Genomic DNA, 21,448 nt, shown 5'->3' with positions numbered 1-21,448 from the left:
GCTCGGCCGCTGACGGGGGCCCGGCCGGTCAGGCGGGGCGCGGCCGGTTGTGCTTCTCCCGGTCGGCGAGTTCAAAGGCGAGACCCAGCGCCTGCTGGAGCGGGGCACCGGGGCGTACCTCGGCGAAGCCGACCCGCACGTCGATCGGGGTGCCCGGCACCAGCGACTCCCAGTCCTCGGCGAGGATCGCGTGGGTGATCCGCCGGGCCACCTCGGTCGCCTGGGTCATCCCGGCCCCGGGCAGCAGCAGTACGAAGTCGTCGTCGCCGTAGCGGACCACCAGATCACCCCGGCGCATCACCCGGTTGATCACCCCGGCGATGCGCTGTAACACCAGGTCACCGGAGTGGTGGCCGTGGGCCGCGTTGACCGCCCCGAACCCGTCCACGTCACAGACCCCGATCACCGCCCGATCGCCCCGGTCGATCAGGGCGGCGACGTACCGTTCCAGCCGCCGTCGGTTGGGTAGGCCGGTGAGCGGGTCGATCAGCGCCTCGCCGCCGTACCGGGCGGTGTCCCGGCGTACCTCCTCGTGGTCGATACGAGCAGCGATCCCGTCGACGTAGACGTCCCGCAGTCGGTCGTTGCGCTGGGTGGCCAGCCGGAACGCGTACCGGTCGGTCCGGTGCGCCGCCGCGTGGTCGCCGGCCAAGGCGTACGTCATGCTGCGCAGCCGAGCCTGCTCGGCCGCGCCGAGGGTCTCGACGGAGACGGTCATCGCGTCCAGTTGGGTCATCGCCTCGGCCGGGCGGCCGGCGGCGATGGCCAGACAGACCGCGCCGAGCAGGCGCATGTCCCGGGCCCGGGCGCTGTCACCACCGTGGCTGAGCAGCTCGGCGGCGTCGGGTCTACCGGCCGGACCGGTCGGGTCGCCGAGCGCCGCCCCCCGGGCGATGGCATAGCCGTAGGCGACCAGCCCGCTCGGGCGGAGCCGGGTGGCCCGGCCGCTTTGTTGGAAGCGTTGGAAGTCGCCGCCGATGTCCCGGAGCACCCGCAGACAGCCGTCACTGTCCCCGTTGTGGTCGAGGGCGACGGCGTTGCGCAGCCGGATGCCGGGCGCGGCGAAGGTCTCCTCCGGGATGCCGGCGGTGCTGCCCAGTTGGCGGGCGCGCTCGATGGCGCGCAACGCGTACCCATGGAAGCTGAGGTACGAGTACGCCATGGCCAGGTCGTGCCAGGCCCAGGCGGTGGCCCGGCCGGGATCGTCCACGGTGCCGAGCGCCCGCTCGGCGCGGACCAGGTGGGTGACGCAGCGGTCCAACGCCCCCTGGTGGTGCGCGGCGAGCCCGGCCAACGCGTGCAGATGCCCGATCAGGTACGGATCGGCGAGGTCACGGGCGGCGGCGAAGGCCTGCTCGACGGCGCTGGTGTACGCGGCGGTCCGGCCGAGATTGATCAGCGCGGAGAGCCGTTGCAGCATCGCCTCGGCCCGGGTGTACGGGTCCGTGGTGGTGCTGATCACCAGTTCGAGGGCCAGGCACGCCTCGGCCGACCGGTCGCTCTCCTGGAGCTGTTGGGCGCGCAGGATGACATCGGCCTGGTCATTGACCCGGTCGAGCCAGCTCACGGTAACCTCCCCAGCGGTCGTGAGCGGTACGCCCCCGTGGCGCGTCGTCGTTGCCGACGTTCCATGATTATGTCGTGACAGGACGCGGCGCAGGCTCCGGCAGCGGGGCGGAATTGCTTCGACCCTCCCGGGCGGTGGCGGTCGCGACGGCGGCGCTGGCTGGGGCGGGTATCGGACCGGCCCGGGTCGAGGCAGAACTTCTCGCGGCGTACATATTGGGCGTGTCCCGGGGGCGGCTGGCGCTGGCCGGGGATTTCACCCCCGAGCAGTACGACCGGCTGGCCGAGCTGGTCGCCCGACGGATCCGCCGGGAGCCGCTCCAGCATCTGCTCGGCTCGGCTGCGTTCCGGCACGTCGAGGTGGCGGTCGGGCCGGGGGTGTTCGTGCCCCGGCCGGAGACCGAGCTGCTCGCCGGCTGGGGGATCGAGCATGCCCGCGCAGTCCCGCCGACTGGCCCCGCCCTCGTTCTCGACCTGTGCAGCGGCAGCGGCGCGATCGCCCTGTCGGTGGCCGACGAGGTGCCCGGGGCCCGGGTGGTGGCGGTGGAACAGTCGGCTGCCGCGCTGGACTGGCTACGGCGAAACGTGGCCGCTGGCGGCTCTCGGGTCGAGGTGCTGGCCGGGGATGTGACCGATCCGGAGCTGCTGTCCGGGTTCGCCGGGCAGGTGGATGTCCTGCTGTGCAACCCGCCGTACGTGCCGGCGGCCACGGTCGTACCGGCCGAGGTGGCCGAGCATGATCCAGCTGAGGCGGTCTTCGCCGGAGCGGACGGGCTATCGGTGATCCGCCCGGTGATCGCCCGCGCCGCTGAGTTGTTGCGTCCGGGGGGCGTGGTGGGGATCGAGCACGACGACAGCCATGGCGAGGCGGTGCCCGAGCTGTTCCAGGCCGACGGCCGGTTCACCGAGATCGTCGGGCACCGGGATCTGACCGGCCGGCCCCGGTTCGCCACCGCCCGCCGGATCTAGCCACCGCCCGACCCCGGTTCGCCGCGCTGCGGCGGGCCTGACCGCGTCCCGGTTCGTTACTGCCCGGCGGGCCTGACCGCGTCCCGGTTCGTTACTGCCCGGCGGGCCTGACCGCCACCGCCCGGGGAGCCGCCGGACCGTTGGGATGAGGTGGCTCCGGCAACCCCGGGCCGGCCGGGGCGTGGCAGACTGGCTTCCCGTGATGCTCTATGACTGCCGTTCGCTGGCCGAACGGGACCGAGGCATCGCCGCGGCGATCGAAGCGGTCAAGAACGGCGAACTGGTCGTGCTGCCCACCGACACGGTCTACGGCGTCGGCGCCGACGCCTTCACTCCGTACGCGGTGAAGGCGCTGCTCGATGCGAAGGGCCGGGGCCGGCAGATGCCCCCGCCGGTCCTGGTTGGTTCGCGACACACCCTCGACGGACTGGTCTACTCGTTGCCGACGGTCGCCCGTGAACTGGTCGAGGCGTTCTGGCCGGGTGCGTTGACCATCGTGGTGGAGCATTCGCCCAGCCTTCAGTGGGACCTCGGGGACACCGACGGCACGGTCGCGGTGCGGATGCCGCTGCACCCGGTGGCGCTGGAGGTGCTGCGGGAGACCGGGCCGATGGCGGTCTCCTCGGCCAACAAGACCGGCCAGCCGGCGGCGGTGACCGCTGTGGAGGCCCGCGACCAGCTCGGCTATTCGGTGCGGACCTACCTGGAGGCGGGACCGTGCCCCGATCCGGTGCCGAGCACGATCGTCGACGTCACCGGGCAGGTCTGCCGGGTGCTGCGGCAGGGCGCGATTCCGCTGGAGAAGCTTCGTGACGTGGTGCCGGACATCCAGGGGCAGGTGACCTGAGTGCCGCCCTTCACCGTCCTGCACGTCTGTATGGGCAACATCTGCCGTTCGCCGATGGCGGAGCGGTTGTTGACCCTCGCGGTCCGTACCCGGGTGGCCCGGTTGGTCGGTTCGGCGTCCTCCGTCGAGGCCGTGACGCCTGACGAACTGCTGCACAGTCACAGCGCCGGTACCGGCGGCTGGCACGCGGGTGAGGAGATGAACCCGCCGGCCGCCCGGCAGGTGCGGGGCCGGGGCGGTGACATCACCGGGTTTGCGGCCCGGAAGTTGCGGTCGGACCAGATCGACGCCGCCGACCTGGTGTTGACCGCAACCGCAGACCAGCTGGAGTACGTGGTGGCGCTGCGGCCCGACGCCGCCGCCCGGACGTTCGTGCTGGGGGAGTTTGGCCGGCTGCTGGCCGGGGTGGAGGCTGCGGCGCTGCCCCCGGTGGAGTTGACCCCCGACTCGGTGTACGCCCGGGGCGTCGCCCTGGTCGAGGCGGTCGACGCGGCCCGGCGGGGAGTCGCCCCGCTACCGGCGGACGACCTGGACGACCCGTGGGGTCGCGGGGACCAGTGCTTCAGCCGGGTGGCCGACGAGATCGAGGAGACAGTGCAGCCCTTCGCGGCCGTACTGCTGCCCGGATAGTGTGAACTTCCTGCTGATTAACCGAAAACGCGGCCTTACCAGATAGTTCGTGGCCATTCTGAACTGGTTCTAACGCTTCTACGCCGTTGCGAGGGGTAAGCGTATGACCCGGTTTCGGGCACGGTTACGGTCACGGTCACAGTCCCGGTTGCGGTTCCGGTTTCGGTCCCGACCGAGGTCTCGGTCTCGGTCCAGGTCTCGGTCCCAGCGCCGCAAGATCTGGTTTCTGCTGGTTGCCGGGATGGTGGCGGGCGTAATTCTCGGGGTGGCGACGATCCCGTCCGGTGCGCTCTTCCTGCTCGGGCTGGGCTCGATCAGCGCCGGTTACGACGATCTGCCTCGCGACCTGTCGACCCCGCCGACGGCGCAACGGTCCTACCTCTACGCCAACGACGGCAAGACCCTGATCACCTCGTTCTACGCCGAGAACCGGCACGACGTGGCGCTCGACGCGGTGGCACCGGTAATGCGCGAGGCGATCGTGGCGGCCGAGGACATCCGGTTCTACCAGCACAGCGGAGTCGACCCGCGCGCCGTCGTCCGGGCGTTCGTCGCGAACCAGCAGAACGGTGAGGTCCGGCAGGGCGCCTCCACGCTGACCATGCAATACGTCCGCAACGTGCTGAAGAACGACCCCAACCTGACCGAGGAACAGCGGGCGGCGGCCACCGAGACGACCACCGGCCGCAAGCTCCAGGAGATGCGGTACGCGTTGGCGTTGGAGCGCCAGCTCACCAAGGAGGAGATCCTCAGCCGCTATCTCAACATCACCTACTTCGGGGCCGGGGCGTACGGCATCGCGGCCGCGAGTCAGCGCTACTTCTCCAAGCCGCCCGGCAAGTTGACCCTCGCGGAGGCGGCGCTCCTGGCCGGACTCGTCCAGTCGCCGCACACCGACGACCCGATCAGCGGCGACGTCGGCGCGGCGCTGGGGCGCCGGTCGTACGTGCTGGGCCAGATGGTGGAGATGGGCATGGTGTCGGCCGCCGAGGCGGCGACGGCGAAGGCGGAGAAGCTCCAGCTCCGGCCCAGCACCGAGCCCAGCGACTGCGTGGGAGTGCCGGCCAAGCACGACGACTGGGGCTTCTTCTGCGACTACTTCCAGCAGTGGTGGAACGCCCAGCCGGCCTTCGGGGAAGACGTACAGCAACGGCAACGGGCACTGCGCCGGGGCGGGTACGCGATCACCACTTCGCTCGACCCGGGAACCCAGGCGACCGCGCTGGAGGAAGCCCTGGCGGTGTACGACTACGACAACCCCCGGGCCGTACCGACCGCGGTGGTGCAGCCGGGCACCGGCCGGGTGCTGGCGCTGGCGGTCAACCGGCACTACAGCTTGGCCGAGAACCCCGATGGCCAGGAGAACTACCCGAACACGGTGAACCAGCTGATCGCTGGGGGCGGAGCGATCGAGGGCTACCAGGGGGGCTCGACGTTCAAGCTGTTCGCCATGTTGGCCGCGCTGGAGGACGACCTGCCGCTGAGCACCGGCTACGACTCGCCCACCCGGCTGGTCACCAAGTGGTCGGTGACCGGATCGGCGAGCTGTGGCGGCTACTGGTGTCCGCGTAACGCCAATCCGGAGCGGATGGACGGCTATCGCACCATGTGGACCGCTTTCGGGCGTTCGGTCAACACCTACTTCGTACACCTCGCGGAGCGAATCGGGGCGGAGGCGGTGGTGGAGATGGCCGAGCGGTTGGGCATCACCTTCCGGTCCGAGAGTGACGCCGAGCTGGCCCGAAACGGGGCTCGCCAGTGGGGGCCGTTCGTCCTCGGGGTGGCCGCCACCACACCGTTGGACCTGGCGAATGCCTACGCCACGGTGGCGGCGGAGGGTCGGTACTGCGATCCGTTGCCGGTGGTCACGATCAAGGATGCCGCCGGTCGCCCGGTTCCGGCCGGCAACCCGTCCTGCAAGCAGGTGCTGCACGCCGACATAGCCAGGGCGGCCACGGATGCGGCGCGCTGCCCGGTCGGTGACCAGTCGGAGTTCGGCCGGTGCAACGGCGGCACGGCGACCGGCGTGTACGACATCGTGAAGCGCCCGGTGGCCGGCAAGACCGGTAGTTCGGACAACTACGCCACCGAGACGGTAGTGATCTACTCACCGCAACTGGCGGTGGCCGCGATCGCCGCCAACCCGGACGATCCGCAGGATCTGGTCGGCTCTCGGGTGCAGGCGAAGGTGGCCGATGGGGTGGCCCGGATCATGGTGGACGCGTTGCGCGACGAGCCGAAGCGGAGCTTCACGGCACCCAGCCTGGACCTTGCCTTCGGGGTCGAGGAGTGACCCGGCCAGCTCAGGGCCATTGCGTGGCGAGGTGGTTCGCCGGGGCGGCCTAGACTCTGGTGTCGTGGGGAACTCGACGAGGAGTTGGCGATGAGTGGGCCCGATGCTGCCCGTGGCGGTCGGGCGGTCGGCCCGGGCCAGTTCTGGGGGCCGGATTTCGACCAGCTCCAGACGACCGATCCGGAGATCGCCTCGGTGGTGCTGGGTGAGCTGGACCGACTTCGCAGCGGTCTTCAGCTGATCGCGAGTGAGAATCTCACCTCCCCGGCGGTGCTGGCGGCGCTCGGTTCGACGCTGACCAACAAGTACGCCGAGGGCTACCCGGGGCGGCGCTACTACGGTGGCTGTGCGGAGGTGGACCGGGCCGAGGAGATCGGCCTGGCCCGGGCCCGCGAGCTGTTCGGTGCCGAGCATGCCAACCTGCAACCGCACTCGGGTGCCAGCGCCAACCTGGCCGCTTACGCGGCACTGGTGCAGCCGGGGGACACGGTGCTGGCGATGGACCTGCCGCACGGCGGTCACCTGACCCACGGCAGCCGGGTCAACTTCTCCGGCAAGTGGTTCACCACGGTCGGCTACCGGGTCCGGGAGGACACCGAGCTGATCGACTACGACGAGGTACGTGACCTCGCCCTCACTCACCAGCCGAAGATGATCATTTGCGGTGCCACCGCGTACCCGCGACTGATCGACTTCGCCCGGTTCCGGCAGATCGCCGACGAGGTCGGGGCCTACCTGATGGTGGACGCCGCCCACTTCATCGGTCTGGTCGCCGGTCGGGCGGTCCCATCCCCGGTGCCCTACGCCGACGTCGTCTGCGCCACCACGCACAAGGTGCTGCGCGGTCCCCGGGGCGGGATGATCCTCTGCCGGGAGGCGCTGGCCCAGCGCATCGACAAGGCGGTCTTCCCGTTCACCCAGGGTGGTCCGTTGATGCACGCCGTCGCGGCCAAGGCGGTCGCGCTACGCGAGGCCGCGATGCCCGAGTTCCAGGCGTACGCCGCCCAGGTGGTACGCAACGCCCGCGCGCTGGCCGCCGGGCTCGCCGCCGAGGGGATGCGTCCGGTCTCCGGCGGCACCGACACCCACCTGGCCCTGATCGACCTGCGCGCGATCGAGGTGACCGGCCAGCAAGCTGAGGAGCGCTGCGACGCCGCAATGATCACGTTGAACAAGAACGCCATTCCGTACGACCCGCGGCCACCGCTGACCGCCTCCGGCATCCGCGTCGGTACGCCCAGTGTCACCACCCAGGGCATGCGGGAGGGGGAGATGCACCAGATCGCCGCGCTCATCGCGCGGGCGGTGCGTACCGACCCGACCGCTCCGGGGGGCACCGACACCCTCGCCACGATCGCCGGTGCGGTCGCCGACCTGACCGCCGCCTTCCCGGCGTACCCCCGATGAGCGCGCCACCGGCCGGACAGCCCGGCGCGATTCGTCAACGCATGCCCTATCTGCGGACCACCCTGCTCGCCTCGGCGGCGCTGTTGGTGCTGGCGGTTCCGGTGGGCGCGGTGCTGCGCGGCCCGACCGGCGCGGCCGGCGCCGCCGCCGGGGTGGCACTGGTGGTGCTCAGCTATCTGGTCTCCGGGTTCTCGATCGCCTGGGCGGATGCGGTGAACCCGAAACTGATCATGTCGGTCGGCCTGGTCACCTATGCAACCAAGATTGTCATTCTCGGTGTGGTGATGGCGGCGATCGCGGCGACCGGTTGGTCGGGTCTGGAACCGATGGGGGCGGCGATCATCGCGGCGGTGGCGGTCTGGACCATCACCCAACTGGTGTGGACGGTCCGGGCACCGCTGCCCTACGTGCAGCCGACTCAGGACTGACCAGCGATTTTTCTGGTCAGTGGGGTGCTTGGGTAGGTGCTGACCAGCGATTTTTCTGGTCAGTGGGGTGCTTGGGTAGGTGCTGACCAGCGATCTTTTTGGTCAGTGGGGTGCTTGGGTAGGTGCTGACCAGCGATCTTTTTGGTCAGTGGGGTGCTTGGGTTAAGGGCTGACCAGGGGTTCCCACTCTGTTGAGGGTCACCCGATCGGGTTGACCTCTGCGTCCTGCGTCGGCCGTTCGGTTGTCGGAATTTTGCCGGGTATGGCACGGCGTCAACCTGTCCCATGGGGAGTAACGTGTGCGGGGGTTGACGCGCCTTTGGTTCCCGTCCCGCACACCTGATGCCGTGTGGGGGGTGCCCCGCACCTGCGCGTATCCAGGCTGATATCGTTCGCCACGTCATGGCCGACAACCTTCACCCCCAGAAGTCCGACGACGAGTCGTCGGAGGGTGTGGCCGGTTCTGTCGTGGGTTACCTGATCGCCGGAATCGGCGTGTGGGGATTCCTCGGCTGGTTGGTAGATCGATGGTTTGATCTGCCGTCCGGCGTCGGGCTCGTGACGGGCATGATGATCGGCGCGGTCGGAGCGATCTACCTGATCATTAGGAGGCTCGGTGCCTGATGTCAGCGTGCCGGTCTTGTCGAATGCGGAGGATGACACGGTGAGCGGACAGCTGGTCGTCGCCCAGGATTTGCCCTGGCCCCCCAGCGTCGGGGACTTCTATCCACCGAATGTGGCCGGCCCCTGGGTCACCAAGTTCGGCATCATGGTGTGGATCGCGGTCGCAGCCCTGATCATCTTTTACATGGTGGCCTACCGGAAGCCGAAGCTGGTTCCGGGTCGGACGCAATGGGCGGCCGAGGAGATCTACGGGCTGATCCGTAACAGTGTCGCCAAGGACCAGATGGGCGCGGCGGGCATCAAGTTTGCCCCCTATCTGACGGTGCTCTTCAGCTTCATCCTGCTGACGAACCTCTTCAGCATCATCCCGGGCTTCCAGATTTCCCCGAACTCGCACATCGCGTTCCCGATCGTGCTCACCGCGGTCTCCTACGCGTTGTACAACTACATCGGCGTCAAGAAGCACGGGTTCTTCAAGTACGTCAAGATGAGCCTGATCCTGCCGGGCGTGCCGTGGCCGATGCACTTCCTGCTCATCCCGATCGAGTTCCTACAGAACTTCATCATTCGCCCGGTCACCCTCGCGCTGCGACTCTTCGCCAACATGTTCGCCGGGCACCTGCTGTTGCTGGTCTTCACCGTCGGTGGGTTCGTGATGCTCGCCTCCGACAGCCTGTTCATCCAGGCGACCTCGGTCTTCTCGTTCCTGATGGCGATCCTGATGGCCTTCTTCGAGTTGCTGGTCGCCGCCCTGCAGGCATACGTCTTCGTGGTGCTGAGCGCGAACTACATCTCCACCTCGATGGCGGACTCACACTGATTTGGCGGGCCGGCCGGCACCGTCCGAGAACTTTGGTACTGACTTGTCGTACGCGTGAACAGTCACGCGCGAACTAGGAGGAATCCTCGCAATGAACGTACTTGCCGAGATCGCCGGTAGCGTCAACACCATCGGCTACGGCCTCGCGGCCATCGGCCCGGGTATCGGTGTCGCACTGGTCTTCGCGGCCTACATCCAGTCCAGCGCCCGTCAGCCCGAGTCGGCCGGCTACAACCGGACCTGGCTGATCCTGGGCTTCGCTCTGGTCGAGGCGCTGGCGCTGTTCGGCCTGGTGCTCGCCTTCGCCGTCGGCGGCGGCGAATAAGCAACGGTCCGCACCGTAACCGGGAGGTCTGAGATGTATCTCGCTGCCGAAGGACACAACCCGATCCTGCCGATTTGGCAGGAGATCGTCGTCGGTTCGATCTCCTTCGCCATCCTCTGCTTCGTCCTGCTCAAGTTCGTCATGCCGAAGATGGAAGGCATGTACCAGGCTCGGGTGGACGCGATCGAGGGCGGCCTGAAGCGCGCCGAGGCGGCCCAGGCCGAAGCCAACCAGGTGCTGGAGCAGTACAAGGCGCAGCTCGCCGAAGTACGCACCGAGGCGGCCCGGATCCGGGACGACGCCCGCGCCGACGCCGAGGCGATCCGTAGCGACGTGCTGGCGAAGGCCCGCGAGGAGTCCGAGCGGATCATCACGGCTGGGCGGGAGGCCCTCGCCGTCGAGCGGCAGACCCTCGTGCGCGAACTGCGCACGGAGGTGGGCACGCTCGCCGTCGACCTGGCCAGCAAGATCGTTGGCGAGTCGCTGGCCGACGAGGCACGGCGCAAGGGCACGGTCGAGCGGTTCCTGACCGGGCTTGAGAGCGCGGGGGCCCGCTGATGCAGGCAGCCAGCCGCGAGTCGTACGCGGCCGCCTACGAGCGCTTCGAGGCGTACGCCGGCAGTGCCGAACCGGCCTCGCTGGCGGACACCGCGGAGGCGCTGCTCTCCGTGGCCGCGCTGCTGGGGCGCGAGCCCCGGCTGCGGCGGGCGTTGGCTGACCCGGCCCGCCCCGGCGAGGACCGGGCGGGCCTGCTCGCCAGCCTCGTCGCCGACAAGGTCAACGCCGAGGCGCGGGAGTTGCTCATCGCACTGGTGTCCGGCCGTTGGTCGGCTCCGTCGGAGCTGCTCGAAGCGACCGAGCGGCTGGGGGTGGAGGCGCTGCTGGCCAGCGCCGACCGCGCCGGTGACCTCGGCGAGGTCGAGGACGAGCTGTTCCGCTTCGGCCAGCTGGTCTCCGGTGACCCGCAGCTGAGCAGCGTCCTGTCCGATTCCATCGCTCCGCCGGCCCAGCGGGCCGAGCTGACCCGGACGCTGCTGGCCGGCAAGGCCAAGCCAGCGACGGTCCGCCTGGTCGAGGTCGCGCTTGCCGGCTTCGGTGGGCGGTCCTTCTCGGGTTCGCTGACCCGGCTGGTGGAGCTGGCCGCCGATCGCCGGGACCGGCAGGTGGCCTACGTAACCGTCGCGGCGCCCCTCAGTGAAGACGAGGAGCGTCGTTTGGGTGCCAAGCTCGCCGAGCTGTACGGCCGGGAGGTTACCGTCAAGCAGACGGTCAACCCGGAGATCCTCGGCGGGATGAGCGTCCAGGTCGGTTCCGATCTCTACGACGGCACAGTCCTGCGTCGCCTCAACGACACCCGTAACGCGCTCGCAAAGCGCTGAGAAGACATCCACGCCGTTCCGGTTCTCCGGGCGCTGAATAGAGGAAGCAGAGGATGGCCGAGCTGACCATCTCGACGGAGGAGATCCGCGGCGCCCTGGAGCGCTATGTCTCCTCCTATTCGCCCGACGTCTCCCGCGAGGAGGTCGGCACCGTCGCCGACGCCGGTGACGGCATCGCCCACGTCGAGGGCCTGCCCTCGACCATGACCAACGAGCTGCTGGAGTTCGAGGACGGCACGCTGGGCGTGGCGCTGAACCTCGACGTCCGGGAGATCGGTGCCGTGGTGCTCGGCGACTACGCCGGCATCGAGGAAGGACAGCGCGTCAAGCGGACCGGCCGAGTGCTCTCGGTGCCGGTCGGCGACGCGTTCCTGGGCCGCGTCGTCAACGCGCTCGGCCAGCCGATCGACGGCCTGGGTGAGATCGCCAACGAGGGTTACCGCGAGCTGGAGCTCCAGGCTCCGAACGTGATGGCCCGGCAGTCGGTCTCCGAGCCGCTGCAGACCGGTCTGAAGGCCGTCGACGCGATGACGCCGATCGGCCGGGGTCAGCGGCAGCTGATCATCGGTGACCGGAAGACCGGTAAGACCACGGTCGCCCTGGACACGATCCTCAACCAGCGGGACAACTGGCGCTCCGGCGACCCGAAGAAGCAGGTCCGCTGCATCTACGTCGCCATCGGCCAGAAGGCCTCCACCATCGCCTCGGTGAAGGGCCTGCTGGAGGAGCAGGGCGCGATGGAATACACCACCATCGTCGCCTCGCCCGCCTCTGACCCGGCCGGCTTCAAGTACATCGCCCCGTACGCCGGCTCGTCCATCGGACAGCACTGGATGTACAACGGCAAGCACGTTCTGATCGTCTTCGACGACCTGAGCAAGCAGGCCGAGGCGTACCGGGCCGTGTCGCTGCTGCTGCGCCGCCCGCCGGGTCGTGAGGCCTACCCGGGTGACGTCTTCTACCTGCACTCCCGGCTGCTGGAGCGCTGCGCGAAGCTCTCCGACGAGATGGGCGGCGGTTCGATGACCGGTCTGCCGATCATCGAGACGAAGGCCAACGACATCTCGGCCTTCATCCCGACCAACGTCATCTCGATCACCGACGGCCAGATCTTCCTCGAGACCGACCTGTTCAACCAGGGCGTCCGGCCGGCCATCAACGTCGGTACCTCGGTCTCCCGGGTCGGTGGTGCCGCCCAGGTCAAGCCGATGAAGAAGGTCTCGGGTTCGCTGCGGCTCAACCTGGCCCAGTACCGCGAGCTGGAGGCGTTCGCCGCCTTCGCCTCGGACCTGGACAAGGCCTCGCGTAACCAGCTGGACCGTGGTGCCCGTCTGGTCGAGCTGCTCAAGCAGTCGAACTACGCGCCGGTCCCGGTGCAGGAGCAGGTCGTCGTGGTCTGGTCCGGCGTCGAGGGCAAGCTGGACGACATCCCGGTCGGTGAGGTTCGCCGCTTCGAGTCGGAGTTCCTGGAGTTCCTGCGGCACAAGCACAACGCCACGCTCCAGGCGATCGCCGACAACAAGTGGGACGACGAGATCATCGCGGCCCTCGACGACGCCATCGCGCGGTTCAAGCAGACGTTCCTCGGCAAGGAGGACGAGCTGCGGATCAACGAGCCGGCGGCCAAGCCGGCCGAGGGTCCGGAGAACCGTGAGACGGTCACTCGCTACCGGGACGGCGCTCCCGCTGACGAGAAGCAGTAAGGGCTGATCCATGGCAGCCCAGGTTCGCGTTCTTCGTCAACGGATTCGCTCGGCGAAGTCGATGAAGAAAATCACCAAGGCGATGGAGCTCGTCGCGACGAGCCGGATCGCCAAGGCCCAGGCCCGGGTGGCGGCGTCCCTGCCGTACGCCCAGGCCATCACCGGGGTGCTCACCGCGCTGGCGTCCAACTCGCAGATCGACCACCCGCTGCTGACCGCCCGGCCCAAGGTACGGCGGGCCGGCGTCGTGGTGGTCACCAGCGACCGGGGACTGGCCGGTGGCTACAGCACCAACGCGATCAAGGCTGCCGAGTCGCTGGTCGCCCGGTTGAAGGCCGACGGCAAGGAACCGGTGTTGTACGTCATCGGCCGCAAGGGCGTGACGTACTACCGGTTCCGTAACCGGCCGATCGAGGCGAGTTGGACCGGCTTCTCCGAGCAGCCGTCGTTCGCCAACGCTCGGGAGGTCGGCGAGACCTTGATCAAGGCGTTCACGCACGGCGCGGACGACACCGAGGATGGTGCCGGGCTCGACGGGGTACGCGGTGTCGACGAGTTGCACATCGTCTACACCGAGTTCAAGTCGCTGATGACCCAGAACCCGGTGACCCGGATCGTCGGTCCGATGGAGGTCGAGGACCGGCCCCGGTCCGAGGCCGCGCCGGGCCTGCTGCCGGCGTACGAGTTCGAGCCGGACGCCGAGGCGCTGCTCGACGCGCTGCTGCCGAAGTACATCAACACGCGGATCTACGCGGCGTTGATCGAGTCGGCGGCCAGTGAGTCGGCCGCCCGGCGGCGGGCGATGAAGAGCGCCACCGACAACGCCGAAGAGATGATCGACAAGTACACGCGTGAGATGAACTCGGCCCGCCAGGCCGGGATCACCCAGGAGATCAGCGAGATCGTCGGCGGCGCGAACGCGCTCGCCGCGTCGGGAAGTGAAGTGTGATGACTGTATCCGCAGCTGCTGGTGGACCAGCTGAGACCAAGACGGCCACGGGTCGCGTGGTCCGGGTCATCGGCCCGGTCGTCGACGCCGAGTTCCCGCGCGACGCCATGCCCGACATCTTCAACGCCCTGCACGTCACCGTCGCACTCTCCGGTGGAGACAAGCTCCTGACCCTGGAGGTCGCCCAGCACCTGGGTGACAACATGGTCCGGGCGATCTCGATGCAGCCGACCGACGGTGTGGTCCGGGGTGCCGAGGTCCGGGACACCGGCGGCCCGATCAGCGTGCCGGTTGGTGACGCCGTCAAGGGTCACGTCTTCAACGCGATCGGCGAGTGCCTCAACCTGAAGCCGGGCGAGAAGCTCGAGGCGTCGGACCGGTGGGGCATCCACCGCAAGGCCCCGGCCTTCGCCGACCTGGAGCCGAAGACCGAGATGCTGGAGACCGGCATCAAGGTGATCGACCTGCTGGCCCCGTACGTCAAGGGCGGCAAGATCGGTCTGTTCGGTGGTGCGGGTGTGGGCAAGACGGTGCTCATCCAGGAGATGATCACCCGTGTCGCCCGGAACTTCGGTGGTACCTCGGTCTTCGCCGGTGTGGGTGAGCGGACCCGTGAGGGTAACGACCTCATCGCCGAAATGACCGAGTCCGGGGTTATCGACAAGACCGCGCTGGTCTACGGCCAGATGGACGAGCCGCCGGGCACCCGTCTGCGGGTCGCTCTCTCCGCGCTGACCATGGCGGAGTACTTCCGCGACGTGCAGAAGCAGGAGGTGCTGCTCTTCATCGACAACATCTTCCGCTTCACCCAGGCCGGTTCGGAGGTCTCCACCCTGCTCGGCCGGATGCCGAGCGCGGTGGGTTACCAGCCGACCCTGGCGGACGAGATGGGTGAGCTGCAGGAGCGGATCACCTCGGTCCGGGGCCAGGCGATCACCTCGCTGCAGGCGATCTACGTTCCCGCCGACGACTACACCGACCCGGCGCCGGCCACCACCTTCGCCCACCTGGACGCGACCACCAACCTGGAGCGGTCGATCTCCGACAAGGGCATCTACCCGGCGGTGGACCCGCTGGCGTCCTCCTCGCGGATCCTCGCGCCGGAGTACGTCGGTGCCGAGCACTTCGCGGTCGCCAGTGAGGTGAAGCGGATCCTGCAGAAGTACAAGGACCTGCAGGACATCATCGCCATCCTCGGTATCGAGGAGCTCTCCGAGGAAGACAAGCTCGTCGTGCAGCGTGCGCGGCGGATCGAGCGCTTCCTGTCGCAGAACACCTACGCCGCCGAGCAGTTCACCGGCGTACCGGGCTCGACGGTCCCGATCAAGGAGACCATCGAGGCGTTCAAGAAGATCAGCGAGGGCGAGTACGACCACTTCCCCGAGCAGGCCTTCTTCATGTGCGGTGGTCTGGAGGACCTGGAGCGCAAGGCCGCCGAGCTGATGAAGGGCTGACCCTTCTCGTACGGACAAAAGGGCTGCACCGGTGAAAACCGGTGCAGCCCTTTTCGTCGTAAATGTCGATGACTGCTCCAGTGCGGTACCTTCATTGGCTGGTTGAAAACAATCCACGTTAGTCTCAGCAACGAATTTGTGGCGCGTGCCCGTCATTCCTATGGGCAGAACGTGACTATCGGAGGTTCTGGTGGCAAAGGCCGTCGACGGTGAGCGCCGCGGGAAAAGGCGTTTTGGGCCCTGGTGGGCCTGGCTGTGTACGGTCTTCGGAACAGTGCTGATCGTGCTGAGTGGAGTTGCCCTCGTCGGGGCCCAGGCGCTGTCCGTGCGCTACGAGGGTGCCGTCGCCAAGGCGGACCTCTTCGGTGACCAGGCGGCTGGTACGCAGACCCAGCGCAAGGAGATCACCGGTCCGCTGAACATCCTGCTGGTGGGGATCGACCCCCGCGAGCCGGAAACCCCACCGCTCGCCGACTCGATCATGATCATGCATATGCCGGCCTCGCTCGACCAGGCGTACCTGTTCTCGTTGCCTCGGGACCTGATCGTCGACATTCCGCGGTTCGAGAAGGCGGACTTCTCCGGCGGGCAGGACCGGCTCAATGCGGCCATGTCGTACGGCAGTCGGGTTTCCGGCAAGAACCCGGACGCGGCCCGGGGGTTCGAGTTGCTCGCCATGACGATCAGCAAGTACACGGGGATCGAGCGGTTCGACGCCGGGGCGATCATCAACTTCAGCGGTTTTCAGAAGATCGTCGACGCCATGGGGGGCGTCACGATGTACATCGAGCGGGACGTCGTGTCCGAGCACCGTAAGCCGGACGGCACCCACCGGGACGGCAATCCCTACGGGGAGGGCTACATCGGCCCCCAGGCGGAGTACAAGAAGGGTATGCAGCACCTGAATGGCTGGCAGGCGCTGGACTACGTCCGTCAGCGCTACCCCCGTAATGGCGTTCCGGACGCCGACTATGGCCGTCAGCGCCATCAGCAGCAGTTCGTCAAGGCAATGGTCGACCAGGCATTCAGTCGGGACGTGGTCACCAACCCACTCAAGCTCGACTCGGTGTTGCGGGCGGCCGGTAAGTCGCTCATCTTCAACGGCCGTGGAAATGACGTCGTCGACTTCGGGTTCGCGTTGCGGGGAATTCGCTCCGACTCCATCAAGACGGTCAAGTTGCCCGGTGGCGGCGTCGGAATGGGCAGTGCCTACCAGGGGGAGCGGTTGGAGTCGATCGCGGAGGACTTCTTCGCCGCGGTGCGGGCCGAGACGGTCGCCGAGTTCCTGCTCGAACATCCTGAGCTGGTGAACAAGGAGCCGTAGCGAGAATGTGCGCCTGGCCACCCGCCTTGGGTGCCGACCAGGTGCGGGATTAGACTCGGGTCAACCCCGCCGCCGCAGAGGAGACAGCGTGGCAAAGCCGCTACAGGTCGAGCTGGTAGCCGTTGAGGAAAAGGTATGGTCCGGTGAGGCCGAGATGCTTCTCGCCCGGACGACCGAAGGTGAGCTCGGTGTGCTGCCCGGCCACGAGCCGCTGCTGGGCCAACTTGCTGAGCCGGGCCAGGTCCGGATCAAGCGGGCCGGTGGCGAGGAGATCACCTACGAGGTCGCGGGTGGCTTCCTGTCGGTGACCCCCGACGGCGTCACCATCCTGGCCGAAGAGGCCACCCCGGTAACCGCCGCTTCGGCACGCTAGTCGGGTACGTCGATGCTGGTCTTGAAATGGATCGGGGTCGGCGTCCTCGCCCTGTGCCTCACGCTGGCCGTATTGTTCGTCCGGCGGGCGCTGGTGACCCGCGCTGGCGGGATCATCCGACTCAGTGTCCGGGTCTCCACCCTGCTTGACGGGCGTGGCTGGTCCCCAGGCTTCGGCCGGTTCGTCAACGACGAGCTGCGCTGTTACCGGATGTTCAGCTTCGCGATCCGTCCGAAGCGGGTGTTGACCCGCCGAGGGCTCGCGGTGGATCTTCGTCGGCTGCCCGAGGGGCAGGAACGGCTTATTATGCCCGCCGACTGGGTGATCCTCCGGTGTACCAGTCACCATGCTCCGGTGGAGATCGCAATGGCGGAATCCACCGTGACCGGATTTCTTTCGTGGCTCGAGGCCGCCCCGCCCGGGGCGGCCTCGCCGCGTCTTGCCGTACAGGACTGGCCAGCGGCCTAGGTGCGCCAACCGCCGCGACCCCGGCAGCGATAGCGGCTGGCGCTGGCTGTCGGTTGACCGGCTACGGCTCTTCGCCGACGAGTTCCACCTCGTACCCGAACCGGTCCGCCAGGTAGGCCGCGTAGTGCTCCGGCCCGCCCGCGTACGGGTGTCGGTCCGGAAACAGCAGCGTCCAGCCGTACGTCGGCGCCTGCGTCACCAGCCGGTCCACCTCGGTGGTGGAACCGGCGTGGAAGGCCAGATGATTCAGGCCCGGGGCGAGCCGGTCGTGAACCTGGCCGGCCCGGGCTGGCGATTCCTCCAGCACCAGGTAGGTGCTGCCCAGCCGCCAGGAGCGGCCGGCCGGCCAGTCCTGGAACGGCTGCCAACCGAGTTCGGTGAGTAACCAGTCCCAGCCGGGGTATGCGCTGGCCAGGTCCGGAACCCAGAGTTCGACGTGGTGCAGTGCACCTCGGGTCAACGCTTGCCGCCTGGGACCCATAGCACATCGCCGGCCGGATTTGCCGTTCTTGCCAGGATGAACAACAGATCCGATAGCCGATTGAGATACTTTGCCGGAAGAATGCTAGTTCGTTCCGAATCGTGGGTAATCAGCGACCAAGCCGATCGCTCGGCCCGGCGTGCGACAGTTCGCGCCACGTGTAGCAGCGCCGCACCCGGGGTACCGCCCGGCAGGATGAAGGAGTCGAGATTGGCCAGCCGTGCGTTGTATTCGTCGCACCAGCCCTCGAGGCGGGTCACGTACTCCTCGGTTACCCGCAATGGCGGATATGCCGGGTCCGGCTCGGTCGGGTTGGACAAATCGGCCCCGACATCGAAAAGGTCGTTCTGGACCGTGGCGAGAACCGAACGCAGGTCGTCGTCGAGTTGCCCGAGCGCCAGCGCCACCCCGATCGCCGCATTGCACTCGTCGACGTCGGCGTACGCGGTGATCCGGGGATCCGTCTTGGCGACCTGTTCGTTGTTGCTCAACCGGGTCATGCCGGCGTCGCCGGCCTTGGTGTAGATACGCGTGAGGTGGACGGCCATGACGCAAAGCGTACGGATGTCCGCCCGGCCACTCCCAGCCCGGTCATCGGCCAACGGGGTAGGCGGCGAGCCGGTGGGTGACTGGCCAATGCCGGTGGGGCCGGGTGACCCAGGCTCGTCCGGCTCGGCGGATGCCGACCTGCCGGGTGACCCGGGCTCGTCCGGCTCGGCGGATGCCGACCTGATTCGGGTCAGCGGGGGCGCTCGGCTCGCCGGGCAGGTCCGGGTGGCCGGGGCGAAGAACTCCGCGCTCAAGCTGATGGCGGCAGCGTTGCTCGCGCCCGGCCGGAGTGTCATCACCAACGTCCCCCGGATTACCGACATCGCCATCATGGGCGAGGTGCTCCGCCGACTGGGCTGCGAGGTTTCCTTCGCCGAGGACGACACTCCCGGGCCGGACGGATGCCTACCCGCCGAGGCGGCCGGAACGGCGCAGCGGTGCCGGGCCATCACCATCGACGTACCGGAGCAGCCGGGAGCGGAGGCGGACTACGACCTGGTCCGTCGGCTGCGCGCGTCCATCTGCGTACTGGGGCCGCTGTTGGCCCGCCGGGGCTACGTTCGGGTGGCCCACCCGGGCGGCGATGCGATCGGTTCCCGAGGCTTGGACATGCACGTCTCCGGCCTGGCCCGGATGGGGGCGGAGATCACCGGCGAGCACGGCTTCGTCATCGCCTCAGCGCCGGACGGGCTCTGCGGGGCGACCATCTGGTTGGACTTCCCCAGCGTCGGCGCGACCGAGAACCTGGTGATGGCGGCGGTACTCGCCAAGGGCGTGACCGAGATCGACAACGCTGCGCGCGAGCCGGAGATCGTCGACATCTGCGCGATGTTGTCGCAGATGGGGGCGCGGATCGAGGGAGCCGGTACCTCGACGATCCGGATCGAAGGGGTGACCGAGCTGCGGCCGGTCCGACACGCCACCGTCGGCGACCGGATCGTCGCCGGCACCTGGGCCTTCGCGGCGGCGATGACCCGAGGCGACGTTACCGTGACCGGGGTGAGCCCCGCCTACCTGGAGATCGCCCTCGACAAGATCGTTTCGGCTGGTGGCCTGGTGGAGACCCGGGCCGACTCGTTCCGGGTACGGATGGACCAGCGCCCCACGGCGGTGGACGTGGTGACCCTGCCCTTCCCCGGATTCGCCACCGACCTGCTGCCGATGGCGATCGGACTCGCCGCGGTCAGCGAGGGGCCCTCCCTGATCACCGAGAACATCTTCGACGGCCGGTTCATGTTCATCAACGAGATGTCCCGGCTCGGCGCAGACATCAAGACCGACGGCCATCACGCGGTGGTACGGGGCCGGGAACGGCTCTCCAGTGCACCCGTACGCGCCACCGACATCCGGGCCGGCGCGGGACTGGTGATCGCCGGCCTCTGCGCGGACGGCACCACCGAGATCTCCCACGTGCACCACGTGGACCGGGGCTATCCGGACTTCGTGGCGGACCTGCGGGCCCTCGGGGTGGAGGTCGAACGGGCCGTCGCGCCCGAGGAGACCACGTTCACCCTGTGACCTGGTCCGCGGCGACCCGCTCCGGTGATCGGTCGCCGAGACGGTGGCGCAGGGCCAGGTCGCCGAGACGATGACGCAGGGCCAGGTGGAGCGCGAGTCGGGCGTCGGGGTCGTCGAGGGCCGGACCGAACAGTTCGCGGAGCCGACGCATGCGGTATCGCACGGTCTGTGGATGGGTGTGCAGGAGTTCGGCGGTCGGCACCACCTGTCCCTGACTGCACAGCCACGCCAACAGCGTTTCGGCCAGGTTCTGCCGGGCTGCGGGCTTGAGCTGTGCCAGCGGGGCGAGGACGTTCGCGGCGAGCCGGTCGACAAGGCCGGGTTCCCAGGCGGTGAGCAGGGTGAAGAGGTGCGCGTCGCAGTCCACGACGCCGTCGCGGAGGGTGCCGACCCGCTGCAACTGTTGCGCGCGTCGGGACAGCCGGTACGAGTCCCGCGCCTCCCGCAGGCCGACGGTCGGACCGATCGCGGCCAGTCGGCCGATGACGGCCCGCCGCAGCTGGGCGAGGCGACCCGGCGTACCGGGCTCGGGTAGGACGAGCCGGACGGCGTTGTCGATGACGGTGGCGATGGCGTTGCCGCCGGTGGTGCGGGCGAGATGTTCGGCGTCGGTGCCGTCGACACTGACGACGGCGACCGTCTCCGGCAGCGGCCAGCATGCCGCGTCGGCGGCGGCGTGCAGGGCAGCCTCGCCGGGTGGGTCGGGTTGCACGAGCAGGGTGATGAGTCGACGCCGGGTGGTGGCCCAGTCGCGGGCGGCTTCCCGCTGTTCGTCGAGGTAGCCCTCGGCGGCGGCGCCGGCCAGCGCGTCGCTGTAGCCGAAGAGCGCGGCGGCGATGACGTACAGGTCGGCTGGTCCCAGTCGGGCCGGGGCAGCGTGCTCGATGAGGAAGGCCCAGATGTCCCGGGCGCCGATGGTGAGGATCGACCGCAGCGCGTCGACCCGGTGGCCCTCGCGGTATTCGGTGCGGCCGAGCACCTGGAACACCGACCTGGTCTGGTCCAGGTCCCGCGTGGGGTCGGCGACGGCTTCGACGAAGGCGTCGACGGCGGTCTCGACCCCGAGGGTGAGACCGCGCCCCTGGCCACCGGTCAGGGACCGACCCTGCGCGCGCATGGCGCTCCGCACGGTGTGCAGGATCCGATCGAGCAGTTCGGCCTTGATCGCGCGGAGGTGCTCGCCGACGTGCGGAGCGAGGCCGGCGAGGCCGGGTTCGAGGTCGATGAGAGCTTGTGGCATTGCGGCTCTGCCTCCACCTACCGGAAATTTGTCATCCTGATGACAAGCTAGCGTACGTATTCTGCCTGGGCGGCGACGAAATTTGGCAGCAACGTACCTAC

At 68.6% G+C, this 21,448-nt stretch carries 22 protein-coding genes; 18 read left to right on the top strand and 4 right to left on the bottom strand.

Annotated elements, in window-relative coordinates:
• Nucleotides 1-28: 28 nt before the first annotated feature.
• Nucleotides 29-1,567 carry a diguanylate cyclase domain-containing protein gene (locus ACWDV4_RS01210; protein WP_449973840.1) on the bottom strand — a complete coding sequence of 513 codons (1,539 nt, stop codon included), beginning with the start codon at nt 1,565-1,567 and terminating at the stop codon, nt 29-31.
• Nucleotides 1,568-1,701: 134 nt separating this feature from the next.
• Between ACWDV4_RS01210 and prmC the strand changes: the two genes are divergently transcribed.
• From prmC to ACWDV4_RS01125, 17 genes are all read left to right on the top strand, one after another.
• Nucleotides 1,702-2,535 (top strand): peptide chain release factor N(5)-glutamine methyltransferase, encoded by an 834-nt coding sequence (gene prmC, locus ACWDV4_RS01205; protein ID WP_449974129.1) that lies wholly within the window; start codon nt 1,702-1,704, stop codon nt 2,533-2,535.
• Between the two features lie 202 nt (nt 2,536-2,737).
• The gene (locus ACWDV4_RS01200; protein WP_449974128.1) at nt 2,738-3,382 is read left to right on the top strand and encodes an L-threonylcarbamoyladenylate synthase; all 645 of its coding nucleotides are present in this window, start codon (nt 2,738-2,740) and stop codon (nt 3,380-3,382) included.
• On the top strand, nt 3,383-4,012 hold the full coding sequence (locus tag ACWDV4_RS01195; protein WP_449973839.1) for an arsenate reductase/protein-tyrosine-phosphatase family protein: 630 nt from the start codon (nt 3,383-3,385) through the stop codon (nt 4,010-4,012).
• Between the two features lie 241 nt (nt 4,013-4,253).
• Nucleotides 4,254-6,305, top strand: coding sequence for a transglycosylase domain-containing protein (locus tag ACWDV4_RS01190; protein WP_449973837.1), 2,052 nt, complete (start codon nt 4,254-4,256; stop codon nt 6,303-6,305).
• 90 nt (nt 6,306-6,395) lie between these two features.
• Nucleotides 6,396-7,712 carry a serine hydroxymethyltransferase gene (locus ACWDV4_RS01185; protein ID WP_449973836.1) on the top strand — a complete coding sequence of 439 codons (1,317 nt, stop codon included), beginning with the start codon at nt 6,396-6,398 and terminating at the stop codon, nt 7,710-7,712.
• Entirely contained in the window at nt 7,709-8,140 is a 432-nt protein-coding gene (locus ACWDV4_RS01180; protein ID WP_449973834.1) for a hypothetical protein, read from the top strand. Before ACWDV4_RS01185 ends, ACWDV4_RS01180 begins: the two co-directional genes overlap by 4 nt.
• Before the next feature lie 402 nt (nt 8,141-8,542).
• A complete protein-coding gene (locus ACWDV4_RS01175; protein WP_449973833.1) occupies nt 8,543-8,764 on the top strand; it encodes an AtpZ/AtpI family protein in 222 nt (73 codons plus the stop codon).
• A gap of 40 nt (nt 8,765-8,804) precedes the next feature.
• On the top strand, nt 8,805-9,584 hold the full coding sequence (gene atpB / locus ACWDV4_RS01170; RefSeq protein ID WP_449973831.1) for a F0F1 ATP synthase subunit A: 780 nt from the start codon (nt 8,805-8,807) through the stop codon (nt 9,582-9,584).
• A gap of 91 nt (nt 9,585-9,675) precedes the next feature.
• The gene (gene atpE, locus ACWDV4_RS01165; protein ID WP_449973829.1) at nt 9,676-9,909 is read left to right on the top strand and encodes an ATP synthase F0 subunit C; all 234 of its coding nucleotides are present in this window, start codon (nt 9,676-9,678) and stop codon (nt 9,907-9,909) included.
• A gap of 33 nt (nt 9,910-9,942) precedes the next feature.
• Nucleotides 9,943-10,467: a F0F1 ATP synthase subunit B gene (locus tag ACWDV4_RS01160; protein ID WP_449973828.1), complete on the top strand. Its 525-nt coding sequence runs from the start codon at nt 9,943-9,945 to the stop codon at nt 10,465-10,467.
• The gene (locus ACWDV4_RS01155) at nt 10,467-11,288 is read left to right on the top strand and encodes a F0F1 ATP synthase subunit delta (RefSeq protein ID WP_449973826.1); all 822 of its coding nucleotides are present in this window, start codon (nt 10,467-10,469) and stop codon (nt 11,286-11,288) included. Before ACWDV4_RS01160 ends, ACWDV4_RS01155 begins: the two co-directional genes overlap by 1 nt.
• 53 nt (nt 11,289-11,341) lie before the next feature.
• The gene (atpA, locus tag ACWDV4_RS01150) at nt 11,342-12,991 is read left to right on the top strand and encodes a F0F1 ATP synthase subunit alpha (RefSeq protein WP_449973824.1); all 1,650 of its coding nucleotides are present in this window, start codon (nt 11,342-11,344) and stop codon (nt 12,989-12,991) included.
• A gap of 10 nt (nt 12,992-13,001) precedes the next feature.
• Nucleotides 13,002-13,940 carry a F0F1 ATP synthase subunit gamma gene (locus tag ACWDV4_RS01145; RefSeq protein WP_449973822.1) on the top strand — a complete coding sequence of 313 codons (939 nt, stop codon included), beginning with the start codon at nt 13,002-13,004 and terminating at the stop codon, nt 13,938-13,940.
• Nucleotides 13,940-15,394 (top strand): F0F1 ATP synthase subunit beta, encoded by a 1,455-nt coding sequence (gene atpD, locus ACWDV4_RS01140; RefSeq protein ID WP_449973821.1) that lies wholly within the window; start codon nt 13,940-13,942, stop codon nt 15,392-15,394. Before ACWDV4_RS01145 ends, atpD begins: the two co-directional genes overlap by 1 nt.
• 190 nt (nt 15,395-15,584) lie before the next feature.
• The gene (locus ACWDV4_RS01135; protein WP_449973820.1) at nt 15,585-16,718 is read left to right on the top strand and encodes an LCP family protein; all 1,134 of its coding nucleotides are present in this window, start codon (nt 15,585-15,587) and stop codon (nt 16,716-16,718) included.
• An 88-nt stretch (nt 16,719-16,806) separates the two neighbouring features.
• A complete protein-coding gene (locus tag ACWDV4_RS01130; RefSeq protein ID WP_184536120.1) occupies nt 16,807-17,091 on the top strand; it encodes a F0F1 ATP synthase subunit epsilon in 285 nt (94 codons plus the stop codon).
• 12 nt (nt 17,092-17,103) lie between these two features.
• Nucleotides 17,104-17,559 carry a DUF2550 domain-containing protein gene (locus ACWDV4_RS01125; RefSeq protein WP_449973818.1) on the top strand — a complete coding sequence of 152 codons (456 nt, stop codon included), beginning with the start codon at nt 17,104-17,106 and terminating at the stop codon, nt 17,557-17,559.
• A gap of 61 nt (nt 17,560-17,620) precedes the next feature.
• Here the strand turns inward: ACWDV4_RS01125 and ACWDV4_RS01120 are convergent, their stop codons facing one another.
• Both ACWDV4_RS01120 and ACWDV4_RS01115 read right to left on the bottom strand, forming a co-directional pair.
• Nucleotides 17,621-18,040 (bottom strand): VOC family protein, encoded by a 420-nt coding sequence (locus ACWDV4_RS01120; RefSeq protein ID WP_449973816.1) that lies wholly within the window; start codon nt 18,038-18,040, stop codon nt 17,621-17,623.
• Nucleotides 18,016-18,588 (bottom strand): cob(I)yrinic acid a,c-diamide adenosyltransferase, encoded by a 573-nt coding sequence (locus ACWDV4_RS01115; protein ID WP_449973815.1) that lies wholly within the window; start codon nt 18,586-18,588, stop codon nt 18,016-18,018. Before ACWDV4_RS01115 ends, ACWDV4_RS01120 begins: the two co-directional genes overlap by 25 nt.
• An 88-nt stretch (nt 18,589-18,676) precedes the next feature.
• Here ACWDV4_RS01115 and murA point away from each other — a divergent pair, with 88 nt between their 5' ends.
• The gene (gene murA, locus ACWDV4_RS01110) at nt 18,677-20,107 is read left to right on the top strand and encodes a UDP-N-acetylglucosamine 1-carboxyvinyltransferase (protein ID WP_449974127.1); all 1,431 of its coding nucleotides are present in this window, start codon (nt 18,677-18,679) and stop codon (nt 20,105-20,107) included.
• On the opposite strand, the gene ACWDV4_RS01105 is transcribed toward murA, so the two are convergent.
• Nucleotides 20,097-21,347, bottom strand: a complete 1,251-nt coding sequence (locus ACWDV4_RS01105) for a PucR family transcriptional regulator (RefSeq protein WP_449973813.1) — start codon at nt 21,345-21,347, stop codon at nt 20,097-20,099. The genes murA and ACWDV4_RS01105 overlap by 11 nt on opposite strands.
• Nucleotides 21,348-21,448: the final 101 nt, after the last annotated feature.

It is taken from the genome of Micromonospora sp. NPDC003197, assembly GCF_053590565.1.
This window is presented reverse-complemented; position numbering and strand designations above follow the sequence as displayed.

What these genes read in the sequence shown, in the direction of transcription:
- ACWDV4_RS01120 (WP_449973816.1), bottom strand. Translation starts at nt 18,040, where the DNA reads ATGGGTCCCAGGCGGCAAGCGTTGACCCGAGGTGCACTGCACCACGTC.
- ACWDV4_RS01175 (WP_449973833.1), top strand. Translation starts at nt 8,543, where the DNA reads ATGGCCGACAACCTTCACCCCCAGAAGTCCGACGACGAGTCGTCGGAG.
- ACWDV4_RS01155 (WP_449973826.1), top strand. Translation starts at nt 10,467, where the DNA reads ATGCAGGCAGCCAGCCGCGAGTCGTACGCGGCCGCCTACGAGCGCTTC.
- ACWDV4_RS01145 (WP_449973822.1), top strand. Translation starts at nt 13,002, where the DNA reads ATGGCAGCCCAGGTTCGCGTTCTTCGTCAACGGATTCGCTCGGCGAAG.
- atpA (WP_449973824.1), top strand. Translation starts at nt 11,342, where the DNA reads ATGGCCGAGCTGACCATCTCGACGGAGGAGATCCGCGGCGCCCTGGAG.
- ACWDV4_RS01180 (WP_449973834.1), top strand. Translation starts at nt 7,709, where the DNA reads ATGAGCGCGCCACCGGCCGGACAGCCCGGCGCGATTCGTCAACGCATG.
- atpE (WP_449973829.1), top strand. Translation starts at nt 9,676, where the DNA reads ATGAACGTACTTGCCGAGATCGCCGGTAGCGTCAACACCATCGGCTAC.
- ACWDV4_RS01190 (WP_449973837.1), top strand. Translation starts at nt 4,254, where the DNA reads ATGGTGGCGGGCGTAATTCTCGGGGTGGCGACGATCCCGTCCGGTGCG.
- murA (WP_449974127.1), top strand. Translation starts at nt 18,677, where the DNA reads ATGCCGGTGGGGCCGGGTGACCCAGGCTCGTCCGGCTCGGCGGATGCC.
- ACWDV4_RS01160 (WP_449973828.1), top strand. Translation starts at nt 9,943, where the DNA reads ATGTATCTCGCTGCCGAAGGACACAACCCGATCCTGCCGATTTGGCAG.
- ACWDV4_RS01105 (WP_449973813.1), bottom strand. Translation starts at nt 21,347, where the DNA reads ATGCCACAAGCTCTCATCGACCTCGAACCCGGCCTCGCCGGCCTCGCT.
- atpD (WP_449973821.1), top strand. Translation starts at nt 13,940, where the DNA reads ATGACTGTATCCGCAGCTGCTGGTGGACCAGCTGAGACCAAGACGGCC.
- ACWDV4_RS01200 (WP_449974128.1), top strand. Translation starts at nt 2,738, where the DNA reads ATGCTCTATGACTGCCGTTCGCTGGCCGAACGGGACCGAGGCATCGCC.
- ACWDV4_RS01115 (WP_449973815.1), bottom strand. Translation starts at nt 18,588, where the DNA reads ATGGCCGTCCACCTCACGCGTATCTACACCAAGGCCGGCGACGCCGGC.
- ACWDV4_RS01125 (WP_449973818.1), top strand. Translation starts at nt 17,104, where the DNA reads ATGCTGGTCTTGAAATGGATCGGGGTCGGCGTCCTCGCCCTGTGCCTC.
- ACWDV4_RS01185 (WP_449973836.1), top strand. Translation starts at nt 6,396, where the DNA reads ATGAGTGGGCCCGATGCTGCCCGTGGCGGTCGGGCGGTCGGCCCGGGC.